16 protein-coding genes and 1 pseudogene are annotated in these 15,060 nt (G+C 71.5%); 11 read left to right on the top strand and 6 right to left on the bottom strand.

The window, feature by feature from the left end:
- The first annotated feature begins 51 nt into the window (after nt 1–51).
- Nucleotides 52–1,380, top strand: a complete 1,329-nt coding sequence (locus ACFYOJ_RS03825; RefSeq protein WP_356550698.1) for an Nramp family divalent metal transporter — start codon at nt 52–54, stop codon at nt 1,378–1,380.
- A gap of 39 nt (nt 1,381–1,419) precedes the next feature.
- On the opposite strand, the gene ACFYOJ_RS03820 is transcribed toward ACFYOJ_RS03825, so the two are convergent.
- The 4 genes from ACFYOJ_RS03820 to ACFYOJ_RS03805 all read right to left on the bottom strand — a co-directional run bounded on the left by ACFYOJ_RS03820 (nt 1,420) and on the right by ACFYOJ_RS03805 (nt 4,489).
- Nucleotides 1,420–2,736, bottom strand: coding sequence for a hypothetical protein (locus tag ACFYOJ_RS03820; RefSeq protein WP_356550696.1), 1,317 nt, complete (start codon nt 2,734–2,736; stop codon nt 1,420–1,422).
- 110 nt (nt 2,737–2,846) lie between these two features.
- Nucleotides 2,847–3,356: a SigE family RNA polymerase sigma factor gene (locus ACFYOJ_RS03815; RefSeq protein WP_356550695.1), complete on the bottom strand. Its 510-nt coding sequence runs from the start codon at nt 3,354–3,356 to the stop codon at nt 2,847–2,849.
- Nucleotides 3,357–3,436: 80 nt separating this feature from the next.
- Complete coding sequence (locus ACFYOJ_RS03810; protein WP_356550694.1) at nt 3,437–3,628, bottom strand: hypothetical protein; 192 nt, start codon at nt 3,626–3,628, stop codon at nt 3,437–3,439.
- 9 nt (nt 3,629–3,637) lie between these two features.
- The gene (locus ACFYOJ_RS03805) at nt 3,638–4,489 is read right to left on the bottom strand and encodes a helix-turn-helix transcriptional regulator (protein ID WP_356550693.1); all 852 of its coding nucleotides are present in this window, start codon (nt 4,487–4,489) and stop codon (nt 3,638–3,640) included.
- Nucleotides 4,490–4,693: 204 nt separating this feature from the next.
- Between ACFYOJ_RS03805 and ACFYOJ_RS03800 the strand changes: the two genes are divergently transcribed.
- Both ACFYOJ_RS03800 and ACFYOJ_RS03795 read left to right on the top strand, forming a co-directional pair.
- On the top strand, nt 4,694–5,191 hold the full coding sequence (locus ACFYOJ_RS03800) for an ATP-binding protein (RefSeq protein WP_356550691.1): 498 nt from the start codon (nt 4,694–4,696) through the stop codon (nt 5,189–5,191).
- A gap of 170 nt (nt 5,192–5,361) precedes the next feature.
- Nucleotides 5,362–6,099: a class I SAM-dependent methyltransferase gene (locus ACFYOJ_RS03795; protein ID WP_356550689.1), complete on the top strand. Its 738-nt coding sequence runs from the start codon at nt 5,362–5,364 to the stop codon at nt 6,097–6,099.
- A 151-nt stretch (nt 6,100–6,250) separates the two neighbouring features.
- On the opposite strand, the gene ACFYOJ_RS03790 is transcribed toward ACFYOJ_RS03795, so the two are convergent.
- Together ACFYOJ_RS03790 and ACFYOJ_RS03785 are read right to left on the bottom strand one after the other, a co-directional pair.
- Nucleotides 6,251–6,481, bottom strand: a complete 231-nt coding sequence (locus ACFYOJ_RS03790) for a hypothetical protein (RefSeq protein WP_356550687.1) — start codon at nt 6,479–6,481, stop codon at nt 6,251–6,253.
- A gap of 157 nt (nt 6,482–6,638) precedes the next feature.
- On the bottom strand, nt 6,639–8,315 hold the full coding sequence (locus ACFYOJ_RS03785) for a glycosyl hydrolase family 18 protein (protein ID WP_356550685.1): 1,677 nt from the start codon (nt 8,313–8,315) through the stop codon (nt 6,639–6,641).
- 254 nt (nt 8,316–8,569) lie between these two features.
- Between ACFYOJ_RS03785 and ACFYOJ_RS03780 the strand changes: the two are divergent.
- The 8 genes and pseudogenes from ACFYOJ_RS03780 to ACFYOJ_RS03745 form a co-directional block, all read left to right on the top strand.
- Nucleotides 8,570–8,695 (top strand): annotated as a pseudogene (locus ACFYOJ_RS03780) (DUF1266 domain-containing protein); the annotation flags it as partial.
- Nucleotides 8,696–8,893: 198 nt separating this feature from the next.
- Entirely contained in the window at nt 8,894–9,823 is a 930-nt protein-coding gene (locus ACFYOJ_RS03775) for a hypothetical protein (protein WP_356550683.1), read from the top strand.
- Nucleotides 9,824–9,894: 71 nt separating this feature from the next.
- Nucleotides 9,895–10,602, top strand: coding sequence for a Flp pilus assembly protein CpaB (cpaB, locus tag ACFYOJ_RS03770; RefSeq protein ID WP_356550682.1), 708 nt, complete (start codon nt 9,895–9,897; stop codon nt 10,600–10,602).
- Between the two features lie 9 nt (nt 10,603–10,611).
- Nucleotides 10,612–11,865, top strand: coding sequence for an AAA family ATPase (locus tag ACFYOJ_RS03765; protein ID WP_356550681.1), 1,254 nt, complete (start codon nt 10,612–10,614; stop codon nt 11,863–11,865).
- Between the two features lie 113 nt (nt 11,866–11,978).
- On the top strand, nt 11,979–12,308 hold the full coding sequence (locus tag ACFYOJ_RS03760) for a pilus assembly protein (RefSeq protein WP_388596144.1): 330 nt from the start codon (nt 11,979–11,981) through the stop codon (nt 12,306–12,308).
- A 1-nt stretch (nt 12,309) separates the two neighbouring features.
- Nucleotides 12,310–12,720 carry a TadE/TadG family type IV pilus assembly protein gene (locus ACFYOJ_RS03755; protein ID WP_356550677.1) on the top strand — a complete coding sequence of 137 codons (411 nt, stop codon included), beginning with the start codon at nt 12,310–12,312 and terminating at the stop codon, nt 12,718–12,720.
- A 36-nt stretch (nt 12,721–12,756) separates the two neighbouring features.
- Nucleotides 12,757–14,094, top strand: coding sequence for a CpaF family protein (locus ACFYOJ_RS03750; RefSeq protein WP_356550675.1), 1,338 nt, complete (start codon nt 12,757–12,759; stop codon nt 14,092–14,094).
- A gap of 9 nt (nt 14,095–14,103) precedes the next feature.
- A complete protein-coding gene (locus tag ACFYOJ_RS03745) occupies nt 14,104–15,048 on the top strand; it encodes a type II secretion system F family protein (RefSeq protein WP_356550673.1) in 945 nt (314 codons plus the stop codon).
- The last annotated feature ends 12 nt before the right edge of the window (nt 15,049–15,060 follow it).

Genomic DNA, 15,060 nt, shown 5'->3' with positions numbered 1-15,060 from the left:
TCCCCGCACGCCCTCTTGCCCCGCCGTCCGCTTTCCGCTTCCTTGACTCCCATGGCGGACACCACCGGCAACACCAGGGACACCGGCGCACCCCACGGAGCCGGGGCCGGCCCGGCGCCCCGTAGGTCCAGTTGGCGCCTCATCGGCCCCGGCATCGTCGTCGCCGCGACCGGTGTGGGCGCCGGCGACCTCGTCGCCACCCTCATCGCGGGCAGCAACTTCGGCTACACCCTGCTGTGGGCCGCGGTCGTCGGCTGCCTGGTGAAGATCTCCCTCGCCGAGGCGTGCGGCCGCTGGCACCTGGCCACCGGCCGCACGCTCTTCGACGGCTGGGCGAGCCTCGGCCGCTGGACCACGTGGTTCTTCGCGGTCTACGTCGCCATCTGGGGCTTCGTCTACGGCGCGGCGGCGATGTCGTCCAGCGCCCTGCCCCTGCAGGCCCTGTTCCCGGACGTGATGGACCTCGAGTGGTGGGGCGTGGCCTGCGGCCTGGCCGGCCTGGTCTTCGTCTGGTTCAACAAGTACGCCGTCTTCGAGAAGGTCATGACGGTCCTGGTCGGCATCATGTTCGTGGTGACGGTCTACCTGGCGGTCCGGGTCACGCCCAACCTGGGCGACGCCTTCGCCGGCCTGCTGCCCGTCCTGCCCGACGAGGAGGACTCCGTCCTCAACACCCTCGGCCTGATCGGCGGCGTGGGCGGCACGATCACGCTGGCCGCGTACGGCTACTGGGTCAACGCCAAGGGCTGGACGGACACCGGCTGGATGAAGGTCATGCGCCTCGACAACCGCGTCGCCTACGCCACCACCGGCGTCTTCGTCATCGCGATGCTCCTCGTCGGCGCCGAACTGCTGCACTCGGCGAACATCGCCATCGCCGGCGGCGACAAGGGCCTGATCCAGCTCGGCGGCATCCTGGAGGACCGGTACGGCACCGCGACCGGCAAGCTCTTCCTGATCGGCTTCTTCGCCACCTCCTTCACCTCCCTGATCGGCGTCTGGCACGGCGTGAGCCTGATGGTCGCCGACTTCCTGGCCCGCCGGCGCGGTGAGCGGGAGGCCCGCGGCGACGAACTGGCCTCCGGCCGCCGCGAGCGTTCCTGGGCCTTCCGCGCCTACCTGCTCTGGCTGACCTTCCCGCCCATCGTCCTGCTCTTCCAGGGCCAGCCCTTCCGCCTGATCATCGTCTACGGCGTCCTGGGCGCCGCCTTCATGCCCTTCCTCGCCCTCACCCTGATCTGGCTCCTCAACTCCGCCCGCACGCCCCGCGAGTGGCGCAACGGCGCCCTGAGCAACGGCATGCTCGCCGCGGCCGGCCTGCTGTTCCTGGTGCTGTGCGTGAAACAGGTCTGGGACCAGCCGTGGTCGGAGTTCTTCTGAGCCCGGTGGACGGGGGCGCGGACGGGATCGCGGACGTGATCAGCGCACCCGCGCCCACTCCGGGCTGAGCGCGATCTCCTTCAGCTGCTCCACGCTCAGCGCGGGGACGTCACGGGTGGCGTCCTTGTCCTGGGCCTCGGAGTTGAAGGCGCTGACGACGACGCGCAGGCCGTCGGCCCGCATGGTGTCCGCGGTCCGCATCACGACGCCTTCGCCGCTCTTCTCGCCGGGCTTCTGCGAAGTGGTGACCAGGGTGCCGTCGGGAAGCTTCTCGGCGTCGCCGTAGAGCTCCTGGGTGACGCTCCGCATGTCGGGCTGCACGTTGACCTGGACGAGGCTGCGGCCCTTGCCGTCGTCGACGACGAGAGCGGCGTACCCCATGTCCTGGCCGCTCTTCGCCACGACGTCGACCCCCTCGGGCAGCAGCCTCCGGAGCGCCTCGGTGATGCCCGCCCCCGACGCCTCGGACGCCCGGCCCGCTTTCGCCGAACCCGGCGCGGTCTTCTTGCCCCCGGCCTTCCCGGCGGCCGCCTTCGGGTCCTCGGGGATCGCGTCGGCGACCCGGCGCCACACGTCGGCGGTCGCGATCTTCTGCAACTGCGCCAGGGTCAGCGGCGGCTGTTCCCGCGTGAGGGCGGCGCCCTTCTCCGCCGACGAGTTCCACGCGCCCGCGGTCACGTGCTGCCCCCGGGGCGTGACCAGCTGCGCGGACCACCACTTGGTGTCCACCCGCCGGTCGGGATACTCGTAGCCCTGGAACAGCTTGAGCACCGACCCGTCGGCCAGCCGGCTGGTGGTGCAGGCGTCGTACGCGCCGAGCGTCCTGTCCGGGCACGTGGTCATCTCACGGGCCGCCGGACTGCCCGGCTCCACCCGGCCGACCGAGACGTCGACGGCCCCCGCGCCCTTGCCGTCGTCGAACACGAGGTGGGCGCCCGGCGCCCCCATCGGTCCCGAGCCGTCTCCCACGCCCTGCCCCACGCCCCGCCCCGACTCCTGGCTGACCTCGCCCTCGGGCAGCAGTTCCTTCAGCGCCCGGACGAGGTCGTCGCCGGAGAAGGCGGGAGCGGACGACGGGCTCGCGGAGGTGGCGTTCGGCATGGCCGCCGCGGACCTGTGCCGCGTCCCGGCGGAGTCGTCCCCGCCCGGCAGGACCAGCGCCCCGCCGACCCCGACCAGGGCGATCCCGGCCGCCCCGCCGAGCACTCCGGCCCGCCGCCGCAGCCGCGCCCGGCGCCCACGGGCCTGCCCGCCGGCGGCCAGCGCGGCCCGGTCGGCGTCGAAACTGTCCCCGGTCTCCCGCAGGACGGCGGTCAGCCGGCCCTCGAAGGGATCCCGGTGCTCGTTCTCGGACATGGCGAACCACCCTTTCGGCAAGGTGAGATGAGGTGAGAAAGACGAAGGAACGGCGTCGGACCCGCTGTTCGCGCTGATCCCGCTGTTCCCGTGGGATCCCGCTGGTCCCGTCAGGGACTGGCGTACTCCGTGAGGTCCTCGCCCAGCAGCTCCCGCAGCCGCCCCAGCGCCCGCGAGCACCGCGTCCGCACGGCCGCCGAGCTGACGTTCAGCACGTCGGCCGTCTGCTCGACGGACCGGTCCTCCCAGTACCGCAGGACGATGACGGCCCGGTCCTTGGCGGGCAGCCGCGCCAGCGCGTCCAGCAGCGTCAGCCGCAGCGGCGCGTCCCCGTCGGCGGCACCCGCCAGGTCGGGGAACACGTCCGTCGCCCGCTCACCGCTGCTGCGCCGACGCCGGTGGGCGAGGAACGCCCGGGTGAGGACGGTCTGCGCGTACGCCGCGGGATTCTCCACCCGCGACACGCGCCCCCAGCGGACGTACAGCCGCCCGAGGGTCTCCTGCACGAGGTCCTCGGCCAGGTGCGTGTCCCCGGCGGTCAGCAGACACGCGGACCGGTACAGATGCCCCGCCCTCGCCCCCGCGAACTCGGCGTACTCGTCCGCCCGTCCCTGCCGCATACGCCGCGTCCCCCGCACTCGTCCGATGCCGTCTTCACCTCATCGATGCGGCGGGCCCGGGGAAATGTTTCATACGGACTTCACAGCAGGTGGTCGGCCTTGCCCGCCTTGATGTCGAGGATCATGCGCCGCAACGCGTCCCGGCTGTCGGTGAGGTAGACGCCCTCGTCCCCGGCTATGGCGATGTAGGCGTTGCCCTCGGCGTCGGTACCGAGGCGGAAACAGGCCGATCCCTCGGCGCAGAACGGTTCTTCCCAGGTGATGTCAGGCATGGAGGCTCCTCAGTACTGGGTGGCGATGTCCTGGATGAAGTCGTACGACTCTGTGGGCGGCAGAGCATGCCGCTCCATCCAGTCGAGCTGAGTTCGGTACTTGGACAACTGGGTCTCGTGGTGCAGGAATTCCGGCCCGTGCGCACTGTCGATCTGCACGGTGTCGAGTCGTGGCACCGGGCCCTCCAGATAGACGACGGTCTGTCCGGCGCCGGGGAAGGATCCTGCTGCGAACGGAAGCACTCTGATCGACACATGAGGGAGTTCGGAGAGGGCGAGCAGGTGTTCCAGTTGCTCCCGGGCCACCTTCTGCCCGCCGAACTGCATACGCAGGGCCGCCTCATGGATCACCCCGGTGTACTCGGTGGGGGAGTCCCCCTCCAGTACTCGCTGCCGCTCCAGGCGATGCGCGAGCCGCAGGGCGACTTCGTGCTCGGGCAACTGGGGCAGCGCGCTCTTGAAGACGGCCCGCGCGTGGTCCGTGGACTGGAGGAGCCCGGGCATGTGGATCAGGTGCACACTGCGCAGACGCACCGCGTGGTGCTCCAGTTCGGCGATGTCGAGCATCCCGGCCGGAAGGCTCCCCCGGTACTTCTCCCACCAGCCGCGCCCGCTGCTCCCGGCCATCTCCACCAGGGCGTCGACGTACGCCTCGTCGTCGCAGTCACAGTTGCAGGCCAGAGTGCGCAGCCGCTCCGGGCTGATGGCCCGTGTCCCCGCCTCGATGTTGGAGATCTTGCCCCGGTCCACACCGAGCAGTCCGGCGGCGAACTCGCCAGTCATGCCGGCGGCCGTGCGCATGCGCCGGATCTCCGCTCCCAGCCTCTTCTGCCGCTCCGTCGGTGATGTCCTCGCGCCCATGCTGCCCCTCCTCGACCTGCGTCACCCTATGAGGTGCTTGTGTTGCTGATTTCTAGGGCAACATAACCCCACCGTGCTCTACTTTCAGCAACGAGCAAGCTACCGACCGCAGTCGGAAGATGCATCGCGCAGCATGCCCGCGCGACGGAGCCACCGACTGCCGGCTCGACCGATCACCTCACCCGCGTCCTCGAAGGAGCCCCCGTGTCCGCAACCCGCTGCCCGAGCGCCCCGGTCTTCCCGGCGGACCCGACGCCGCCCGTCCCCGAGACGCTGGCGTACAGCTTCACGCTCCCCGCCGCCCTGGCGAGCCCCGCCCTGGCACGGGCGGCGTCACGCGAGATGCTGACGGCACACGGCCTGGACGACATGCTGGACCCGGCGCTGCAAGCGGTGGGCGAACTGACAGCCGTGGCGTGCCAGTTCACGGAATCGGAGAACTTCTACCTCGCCCTCCGCTACCGCTTCTCCGCGCTCCGGGTGATCGTCTACGACAGCCACCCGCGCCACACCAACCCCCGGCTCGCCACGGCCTGCGACACCCGCCGCCGCGCCGCCCTCCGCGTCCTGGCCTGCGTGTGCCGGGCCTGCGACGGGACGTGGGGCTTCGGCGAGGCGCGGGAACCGGGCGGCGGCACCCGCATGTGGGCGACGCTGCCGAGGACGAGCGCGGCGGCGTACGGGGCGCCTCGGGGCGGGTGACGTCGAAGTGGTGGCGGCCGAGCCCCGGGCCGTCGGCGGGATCGGGCTGCTCCGGCCTGTCCGGTCGAAGCGCGGGAAGAAACCGACGAGTTGTGGGGGGAGGCACGCTGTGCCGCGGGGAGCGTAAAAGCGTCGACAGTGCCTCTCGGCACCCGGCAGAGTGGTCGTCCGTGACGAGCAGCGAACTGTGGACCCGTGAGACCGCCGACCGTTACGACGCCGAGGAGGCCGAAGCGTCCTCGGCCGCCGTTCTCGGACCGACCCTCGCCTTCCTCGCCGAGCTCGCCGGGGACGGCCGGGCACTGGAGTTCGCCATCGGGACCGGACGGGTGGGCGTCCCGCTCCGGGAGCGCGGCGTGCCGGTGGTGGGCATCGAACTGTCCGAGCACATGGCGGCGGTGCTGCGGCGCAAGATCGACGAGGCGACGCTCCCGGTGGTCATCGGGGACATGGCCACCACCGTCGTCCCCGGTGGTTTCTCCCTGGTCTACCTCGTCTACAACACCATCACGAACCTGCTCACCCAGGACGAGCAGGTCGAGTGCTTCCGCAACGCCGCACGGCACCTGGAGCCCGGCGGCCGGTTCGTCATCGAGCTGGGTGTGCCGCCGCTGCGGTTCCTGCCGCCCGGCCAGGTCGCGGTGCCGTTCGACGTCTCCGAGCGGCATCTCGGCTTCGACACCTTCGACCTGGCCGAGCAGATCCTCGTCTCGCACCACTTCACCCGCGACGACGACGGCCGCTACCGCCGCGAGAACTCCCGGCACCGGTACGCCTGGCCGGCGGAGCTCGACCTGATGGCACGGATCGCCGGGCTCGAACTGGAACGCCGCGTCGCGGACTGGGACGGGACCCCGTTCACCCAGGACTCCACGAAGCACATCTCCGTGTGGCGCAAGCCGGCCTGAGACCGGCCACCGGGCTCAGGCCGCCAGGACCGTGATCATGACTACGGCAGGAGTGCGAAGGAGAAGGGCGCTTCGGGGCGGACGACGTTGAAGTGACGGCGGTCGAGGGTGGTGATGGCGGCCGCGACCAGCGCACCGGTGTCTCAGGTGATCACTCGGCTTCGCGTCCCATCTCCGCACGGAGGATATCGCCGGAACGGGCACCCAGACCGCCCTTGCCGCTGGACAGCGCGCCGACGAAGTCGGGCAGTGGCCACTCGCCCCCGCCGCCCCCGCCGTCCTCGGCGGGAGCGCTTTCCCGCACGAGGGCCAGTATCGGCGCGACCTGCGACTCCGGCAGCCGGTCGATCAGCTCGTGCAGCTCTTCACGCAAGGTGCTCATGACGCCAGGGTGGGGACAAGTCGCACAGCTCGGAGACCTGGCGAAGAGCGACTGAGCCCGGAGAGGCCCTGCACGCGCCGAGGCCCCTGCCCGCGGTCGGTCGCGGGCAGGGGCCTGGTGGGGGGCGGGGAGGGAAGAGGGAAGGGGCGGCCGAGGGCTAGGGCAGCGCGTGTACGTGCGCCCCCACCGCGTCGGACCAGGCGTTGCCGGCCGTTGCGTCCCAGTTGGTGGACCAGGTCATCGCACCGCGCAGGGTCGGGTAGGTCTTCGCCGGCTTGAAGGTGCCGCAGTTGGTGCCCTTGGTCAGGCAGTCGAGGGCGTTGTTGACGACGCTCGGGGCCACGTAGCCGCCGCCCGCGGCGCGGGGGGAGGCGGGCAGGCCGAGGCCGACCTGGGACGGGTCGAGGCCGCCCTCCAGCTGGATGCAGGCCAGGGCGGTGAGGAAGTCGACCGTGCCCTGGGAGTACACCTTGCCGTCGCAGCCCAGCATGGAACCGCTGTTGTAGTACTGCATGTTGACGACGGTGAGGATGTCCTTCACGTTCAGCGCCGTCCGGAAGTACGAACCGGACGTCGACTGCATGTCGATGGTCTGCGGCGCCATGGTGAGGATCATGTCCGGGCCGGCCTTCGCCGACAGGGCGCGCAGGGCCTGCGTCATGTAGGTCGGGTTGAGGCCGTTCTCCAGGTCGATGTCGACGCCGTCGAAGCCGTACTCCTGCATCAGGGCGTACACCGAGTTCGCGAAGTTGGTCGCGGAGGCGGAGTCGTTCACCGAGACGGTGCCCTTCTCGCCGCCGACCGAGATGATGACCTTCTTCCCGGCCGCCTGCTTGGCGCGGATGTCCGCCTTGAACTGGTCGACGGTGTAGCCCTTCAGCCCGGCGGTGTCGAGGTTGAAGGTCACCGCGCCCGGCGTGGCCGTGGCGTCCGCGAAGGACACCGCGATGATGTCGTACTGCGGGGAGACGTCCGAGAGCTTCTGGACGGTGGCCCCGTTGTCGAAGTTCTGCCAGTAGCCGGTGACGGCGTGCTTGGGCAGGTCGCCCCCGTTGCCGCCGCCCTCCGTCGTACGGGCCGTCACGGCCGCGGACCTGGCGGACTCGCCGGCCGCGTTCGTCGCCGTGACCTGGAAGGAGTACGAGGTCGAGGCCGCGAGGCCGGTCACGGTCGCCGAGGTCCCGGTCACGGCCGTCACCTTCGTGCCGTCGCGGTAGATGCTGTAGCCGGTGGCGCCGGCGACCGCGTTCCAGGCCAGCGAGACCGAGGAGGCGGTCGTACCGGAGACGCTCAGCCCCGCCGGGGCGGCCGGGACGGTCGGCTCGGGCTCCTGGTCGCCGCCGCCCCCGTCCGGCCCGTACACGGACACGTCGTCGACGTGGTACGCCGACTGCCCGTACCAGCCGTGCGTGTAGACCGACACGGAGGTCGTCGAGGAGCCCGTCGTGAAGGTCGTCGACAGCTGCTTCCAGGCGGACGCGTCCGGTGTCCAGGTCGACACGTCGGTCGTGCCGGTGCCGGTCACGCCCAGGTAGGCGTACCCGCCCTGCACCCACGCGCTCAGCTTGTACGTGGAGTCGGGCTTCACCTTGACCGTCTGCGCGCACCGGGCGTTGTCCTGCCCGCTCGGCGTCGCCCTGAGCGCGGCGGTGCCGGAGTGCGTGGGGGAGGTGACGGCCGTGCCGCTGTTCGAGGAGCAGCTCCAGCCGCTCAGGCCGGCCTCGAAACCGGCGTTCTTCGCGTTGTTGACGTCGGCGGCGGACGCCTGGCCGACGGCGGTGACGGTGAGCGCCAGGGCGGCGGCCACGGCACCGGCGGCGGTCCGCACCCGCATCCGTCGTCGACCGTGCCGTCTTTCTACGGGCTCCACTGGGGCCTCCGGTGGGGAGTGGGGAAGGGAGGAGGAGGAACGCACGTACCGGGACGGTGGCCACCGCTGACGCACCACGGTGGTTCAGACCAATTGAGGGTGTCAAGAGGTAGGTACAGACCAACTGGCCGCCTGGGTGCGGGTGATGGCGGAAGCCTCCTGCGTCTGTTCCCTCGGTGACGTGCTCGCGTTGCGGCCGGCAGAACGACGATGTGATCATCCTCGGCCGCTGCCTGCACTTCGACGAGGAGGACTTCGGTACCTGGTACACCGACATGGTCGACGCCCATCGCATTCTGACGACCGCCCCCGACAGCCCCTGGCTCGACATCCCCTTCCGGTGAGCAGCAGAGGGATGGATTGCTCAATCTGACCCGTTTTGGCGTCACTTGTGCCCCGTAAGTTCCTGTTGAGGTACAGAAACGCTGTTCTCCGGTCACACCCGCGTGGATACAGTGCTCACGTAGTCACGCAGTGAAGTCGTCCGGGTGGGTCGCGGGAGTGGCGGCCGGTCCAGGGGCAGGGGAGACGGGGAGCCGCGCGTGCCAACTGCGATTGCCGTGACCGGTGCCGGCCTGGCGCTGCCGCCGCAGGACGAACGGACCATGCCCGCGATCGTGCTCCAGGACGTCGACCGGCGTCCGCTGGAGCAGGTGCTGGGTGAGATGCAGGCGCTGGTCGAGCAGCACGGGCATGTGATCGTGGTGTCCCCGCAGGGCGTGTCCCCGGCGGCGGAGCGGCGGCTGCACACCGTGCGGTCCCTGCTGGAGAGCGACCGGATCGCCCTGTTCCGGCCGCCCCTGCCGCCGCTCGGGCTCGCGGTGCTGGCCCGCCAGTTACGTCAGCTGGCCTCCTGCGACCTCGGCCCCGGCGTCCTCGCCTCCGCGGGCCGGCTGCTCACCCACTACATCCACGCCGGCGCCCTGCTCGGCTCCGTCGCCCGCCTCGACCGCGTGCCCGTGGGCCTCAAGTCGCACGCCAAGTCGTGGATGCCCGGCAGCCAGTTCGGCGTCGTCGCGCATCCCGGGCCGCAGCTGGTGCGGATCGCCCCCGGCGCCGCCCTCACCGGGCCCGACTTCGGGACCTCCCTCGTCGTGGCCAAGGGGCAGCTCGCCCCCGACTGGATCACCGGCACCCTCGCCCCGTCCTGGAAGGTGCAGGGGGTGCGCGAGGTGCCGTTGCCGGCGGAGTCCCCGGAGTGGTGGGGGACCGGCAAGGTGACCGAGTTCTGCGCGTTCCTGCCCGACCTGTCGGTCCTCTACCAGCTCGTCACCTCCGTACGGCGCAGCGCCTGCCACTGGTGCGGCATCGAGGTCATCGGCGACCGCTGCGTGTTCTGCTCCGCGACACCGCCCGTTCACGACGAGCTCCCCGGCTCCCCGCCCGGCACGGGTAACCGTTCAGGTCCCGGCCCGGGACACCGGGCCGCCCGCCGAGAACTCACGAGAAACAGACGCGCGTTGACGGGGTAGGCCCGCCCCGTGCCGACCGCCCCGCCATCCGACCCGGCTCGACCGATTCCCCCAATGAGGTTGCACGGTTCATGAACTCCCGTCAGCGCCGCGGCATCATCCTGCTGATCCTGTCGGTCCTGTGCGCCCTCGGCGCCTTCGCCGGCGTGCTCTCCGTCGTCAACGACGTGAAGTCCAAGGTCGGCCCCGAGGTCACCGCGTACCGGGTGAAGAGCGACGTGGCGCCGTACACGGCGCTCGGCGCGGGCCAGTTCGAGAAGATCGAGATGCCCGAGCGCTGGCTGTCGGAGAACGCGGTCACCGACCTCTCCCGGATCCGCGGCAAGATCGCCGTGACGACGCTGAAGAAGGGCTCGCTGCTGCAGAGCGACATGATCGTCGACCAGCCCGCCCTCCAGCCCGGTCAGCAGGAGGTCGCCATCATGATCGACGCGGCGACCGGCGTCGCCGGCAAGATCACGCGGGGCGCCACGGTGAACGTCTACGCCACCTTCGAGGGCGAGCGGGAGGGCACCCCCGACCAGTCCAGGATCATCGTGACGAACGCCAAGGTCATCGACGTCGGCGAGCTCACCTCGCTGCAGCCCGGCGAGAAGAGCAAAGACCGCCGGGTCACCGAAGCGGTCCCCATCACCTTCGCCCTGTCCACCATCGACGCCCAGCGCATCACGTACGCCGAGTCGTTCGCCCAGCGGGTCCGCCTCGCGCTCGTGGCGCCGGGCGGGGACGCCGCGGTCCCGGACAAGGACCGTACGTACGAACTCGCGAAGGACAAGTGAGAGGCCCGCATGCCCACGAGGATCCTCCCGGCAGTCGGCGACGCGGACGCCGTACGGTCCGTCACGACCCTGCTCAGCCAGCTCCCCGACGCCGAACCGGTCGCTCCGGTGACCGACTCCACCCAGCTCGTGGACACCCTCGCCCGGCTGGCCGCCGAGTCGGTCGACGAGCTGCCCGAGGTCGTCGTGGTGCACGAGCGGATCGGCCCGGTCCCGGCCCTGGAGCTGATCCGCGAGGTCGCCCTGCGCTTCCCGGCCGTCGGGGTCATCCTCGTCACCTCCGACGCGAGCCCCGGCCTCTTCCAGGCCGCCATGGACTACGGCGCCCGCGGCCTGGTCGCCCTGCCGCTCAGTTACGAGGAACTCGCCAGCCGCGTCCAGGCGGTGGCCCAGTGGTCGACGGGCGTACGCCGGCACCTGGGCAGCGGCGGTGACGTGTTCACCGGCTCCGGCGGCACCGTCGTCACGGTCAGCGGCGCCAAGGGCGGCGTCGGCGCGACCCTGACCGCCGTGCAGCTGGCGCTGGCGGCACAGGCGTCGGGCCGTCCCACCGCCCTGGTCGACATGGACCTCCAGACCGGCGACGTCGCCTCCTACCTGGACGTCCAGTTCCGCCGGTCCGTGGCCGACCTGGCCGCCATCAACGACATCTCCCCGCGCGTCCTCGCCGACGCCGTCTTCCGCCACGACACCGGCCTCGCCCTGCTCCTCGCCCCCGGCGAGGGCGAACGCGGCGAGGAGGTCACCGACCGTGCCGCCCGCCAGATCGTCAGCGCCCTGCGCTCCCGCTACGAGGTCGTCGTCATCGACTGCGGCGCCCAGCTCGGCGGGGCCGGCGCGGCGGCCGTGGAGATGGCCGACACGGCACTGCTGGTCACCACCCCGGACGTGATCGCCGTGCGGGGCGCCAAGCGGGCGGTGCGGATGTGGGACCGGCTGCAGATCCGCAAGGCCGAGGAGACGACCGTCGTCGTCAACCGGCACACGCGGGCCACGGAGATCCAGCCCCCGCTGGTCCGCAGGATCACCGGCACGGCCGTCGCCGCCACCACCGTCCCCGCGGGCTTCAAGGAACTCCAGGGCGCCCTGGACGCCGGCCGCGTCCACGAACTCGACGGCAAGAGCGCGGTGAAGCAGGCCCTGTGGGCCCTCGCGGGCGAGCTGGGGCTGGTCAGGGCCACCGGGGGCGACCGCAGGGGCGGCCGGTTCCGCAGCGACCGGGGCTCGGCGAGCCTGCGGCGCCGGAAGGACGGTGGGGGATGAGGACGCACGGCTTACCCACCCCGCCCGCCCGGTTCCCGGGCCGCTACCGGGGCCGGTACGGCGACCGGCATCGGTACGACGACCGCGGCCAGGTCACCGTCGAGTTCCTCGGCATGACGCCGGCGATCATCGCCACGCTGGTGGTGCTGTGGCAGCTCGTCCTCGTGGGATACACGTACACGCTCGCGGGTAATGCTGCGGACGAGGCGGTACGGGCGGCGACGGCGGCCGGTCCGGGGGCGATGCAGGGCGCCTGTCAGGAAGCCGGCCGGGACAAGCTGCCGGGGGCCTGGGAGGGGGGCGCCGGAGTGGAGTGCGGCAGCGCGGGCGGGTACGTCACGGCCGACGTGCGGCTCGAGGTGCCCATCCTCTTCCCCGGCGTCGTCGGCTTCCCCTTCACCGTGCACGGGCACGCGGGGGCCGTCGAGGAGGAGGACGACTGACATGCCGTACTCCACCCGCGAACGTGCCCGCGCCCGCGAACGCGCCCGCATCCGCGGCCACGCGGGGGACCGGGGCCAGGTGGCCATCGAGTACCTCGGCTTCCTCCCGATCCTGATCATCGTCGCCCTGGCCGCCGTACAGCTCGGCCTGATCGCGTACACCGCCCAGCAGGCCGGCACCGCCGCCCGCGCCGGGGCGCGCGGCGCGTCCCTCCAGCGCAGCGCGCAGGAGGCGTGCACGACGGCGGTCAGCGACTGGCTGGCCGACGGGACCGACTGCGGGGCCGCCGAAGGGGGCGACGAGGTCACCGTCACCGCCACCGTCGACATCCCCTCCCTCGTCCCCGGCTGGGACTTCGGCCCCGCCCGGAAGACCGCCACGATGCCCCTCGACCACCGGGCGGGGGAGTGACGCGGTGACGACCGAGGAGCAAGGAGCACCGGACGCATGAGCCTGCGCGCACGCATCCACGCACCCGAGGAGCACGGCGGCCGCGGCGAGGACGGACACCTCGTCGCCTCCTACCGGGCCAAGCTCCTGGAGGAGATCGACCTCGCGGAGATGAGCTCGCTCGCCATGGCCGAGCGCCGGGCCCGGCTGGAACGCGTCCTCGGGCACATCATCAGCCGCGAGGGCCCGGTCCTGTCCACGGTCGAGCGCTCCCAGCTGATCCGCCGGGTCGTGGACGAGGCCCTCGGCCTCGGCATCCTCGAACCCCTGCTGGAGGACGCCTCCATCACGGAGATCATGGTCAACGGCCCCGACGCGATCTTCGTCGAGCGCGGCGGACGCGTCGAGCAGCTCCCGCTCCGCTTCGCCTCCGAGGACCAGCTCATGCAGACCATCGAGCGCATCGTCTCCACCGTCAACCGCCGTGTGGACGAGGCGAACCCGATGGTCGACGCCCGCCTGCCCTCCGGCGAGCGCGTCAACGTCATCATCCCGCCGCTCTCCCTGACCGGCGCCACCCTCACCATCCGCCGCTTCCCCCGTGCCTTCACCCTCCAGGAGCTGATCGGCCTCGGCTCGCTCGACGAGCACATGCTCTACCTGCTGGCCGGACTGGTGCAGGCCCGCTTCAACATCATCGTCTCGGGCGCCACCGGCACCGGCAAGACGACCCTCCTCAACGCCCTCTCCGGCCTCATCCCCGAGACCGAACGCATCATCACCATCGAGGACTCCGCCGAACTCCAGCTCCAGCAGGCCCACGTGATCCGCCTGGAGTCCCGCCCGCCCAACGTCGAGGGCAAGGGCCGCATCACCATCCGCGACCTCGTCCGCAACTCGTTGCGCATGCGCCCCGACCGCATCGTCGTCGGCGAGGTCCGCGGCGGCGAGTCCCTGGACATGCTCCAGGCCATGTCCACCGGCCACGACGGCTCCCTCGCCACCGTCCACGCCAACAGCGCCGAGGACGCCCTGATGCGGCTGCAGACCCTCGCGTCCATGTCGGACGTCGAGATCCCCTTCGCCGCCCTGCACGACCAGATCAACAGCTCCGTCGACGTCATCGTCCAGCTCACCCGCTTCGCCGACGGCGTCCGCCGCATCACCGAGATCGCCCTGCTGGCCAGCCACGGCGGCGAGCCCTACCGCCTGGCCACGGTCGCCCGCTTCCACGCCCAGCCGATGGCCGCCGACGGCCGCATCTACGGCGCCTTCGAGTACTACCCCCTCCCGCGCCGCGCCGCCGAACGCCTCTACATGGCGAGCCAGCCCGTCCCGCAGGCCTTCGGCGTGGCCGACACCGCAGACCAGCTCGCCACCCGAGAAGCCAGGTAGGACCGCCCGATGGAACTGCACACGCTCGTCACGCTCACCACCGGCATCACGCTGCTGACCTGCGTCCTGGCGGTCCTCGGCCTGCACTTCTACGCCGCCGGGAAGGCCCAGCGCGAGGCTCTGGTCGACCGGCTCTCCGCCGCCGGGCAGCTCCCGCCCGCCGGCCGCCGACGGTACTTCCCCACCCTCGACCGCCGCCTGCGCCGCACGAAGTTCGGCCGCAGACTCGAACTGCGCCTGGCCGCGACCGGCCTGGACATCACCCCCGGCGAGTTCTTCGCCTGCATGCTCGCCGCGGTCGCGGGCCTGTGGCTGACCGGCCAGGCCGCCCTCGCCCCCTTCTTCGGCCCGATCGCCGGAATGCTCGGCATCTGGGCGGCGATGCAGTTCCTCACCTGGCAACGCCAGAAACGCATCGAGAAGTTCATCAACCAGCTCCCCGAACTCGCCCGCATCCTCGCCAACGCCACCCAGGCCGGACTCGCCCTGCGCACCGCCATCGGCATGGCCGCCGAGGAACTGGAGGCCCCCGCGGGCGAGGAACTCGGCAAGGTCGCCGACCAGCTGGCCATCGGCGCCTCCCTGGACGACGCCCTCGACGAACTCGCCGAACGCCTCCCCTCCCGCGAACTCGTCGTCCTCGTCACCACCCTCGTCCTGTCCAACCGGGCGGGCGGCCAGGTCGTCAGCGCCCTGCGCAACCTCACCGAGACCCTCGAGGAACGCAAGGAGACCCGACGCGAGGTCCGCACCCAGCTCGCCCAGGTCAGCATGACCTCGTACGCCGTCCCCGTCCTCGGCGTCGGCTCGCTCTTCCTCATGAACGGCGTCAAGGACGGCGCCCTGGAACGCATGACCGGCTCCCCCGTCGGCCAGGGCGCGGTCGTCATCGCCTTCGCCCTCTACGCCGTCGGCTTCGTCCTCATCCGCCGCCTGTCCCGCATCGACGTCTGAGGAAGCCCGAGG

It is taken from the genome of Streptomyces sp. NPDC006384, assembly GCF_042870695.1.
Classification (GTDB): Bacteria; Actinomycetota; Actinomycetes; order Streptomycetales; family Streptomycetaceae; genus Streptomyces.
The sequence above is the reverse complement of the archived record's forward strand: the minus strand, read 5'-3'. Positions and strand labels throughout refer to the sequence as shown.

Excerpts from the sequence above, each read along its gene's own strand:
- ACFYOJ_RS03825 (WP_356550698.1), top strand. The coding sequence starts at position 52 with ATGGCGGACACCACCGGCAACACCAGGGACACCGGCGCACCCCACGGA.
- ACFYOJ_RS03820 (WP_356550696.1), bottom strand. The coding sequence starts at position 2,736 with ATGTCCGAGAACGAGCACCGGGATCCCTTCGAGGGCCGGCTGACCGCC.
- ACFYOJ_RS03815 (WP_356550695.1), bottom strand. The coding sequence starts at position 3,356 with ATGCGGCAGGGACGGGCGGACGAGTACGCCGAGTTCGCGGGGGCGAGG.
- ACFYOJ_RS03810 (WP_356550694.1), bottom strand. The coding sequence starts at position 3,628 with ATGCCTGACATCACCTGGGAAGAACCGTTCTGCGCCGAGGGATCGGCC.
- ACFYOJ_RS03805 (WP_356550693.1), bottom strand. The coding sequence starts at position 4,489 with ATGGGCGCGAGGACATCACCGACGGAGCGGCAGAAGAGGCTGGGAGCG.
- ACFYOJ_RS03790 (WP_356550687.1), bottom strand. The coding sequence starts at position 6,481 with ATGAGCACCTTGCGTGAAGAGCTGCACGAGCTGATCGACCGGCTGCCG.
- ACFYOJ_RS03785 (WP_356550685.1), bottom strand. The coding sequence starts at position 8,315 with ATGCGGGTGCGGACCGCCGCCGGTGCCGTGGCCGCCGCCCTGGCGCTC.
- cpaB (WP_356550682.1), top strand. The coding sequence starts at position 9,895 with ATGAACTCCCGTCAGCGCCGCGGCATCATCCTGCTGATCCTGTCGGTC.
- ACFYOJ_RS03765 (WP_356550681.1), top strand. The coding sequence starts at position 10,612 with ATGCCCACGAGGATCCTCCCGGCAGTCGGCGACGCGGACGCCGTACGG.
- ACFYOJ_RS03760 (WP_388596144.1), top strand. The coding sequence starts at position 11,979 with ATGACGCCGGCGATCATCGCCACGCTGGTGGTGCTGTGGCAGCTCGTC.
- ACFYOJ_RS03755 (WP_356550677.1), top strand. The coding sequence starts at position 12,310 with ATGCCGTACTCCACCCGCGAACGTGCCCGCGCCCGCGAACGCGCCCGC.
- ACFYOJ_RS03750 (WP_356550675.1), top strand. The coding sequence starts at position 12,757 with ATGAGCCTGCGCGCACGCATCCACGCACCCGAGGAGCACGGCGGCCGC.
- ACFYOJ_RS03745 (WP_356550673.1), top strand. The coding sequence starts at position 14,104 with ATGGAACTGCACACGCTCGTCACGCTCACCACCGGCATCACGCTGCTG.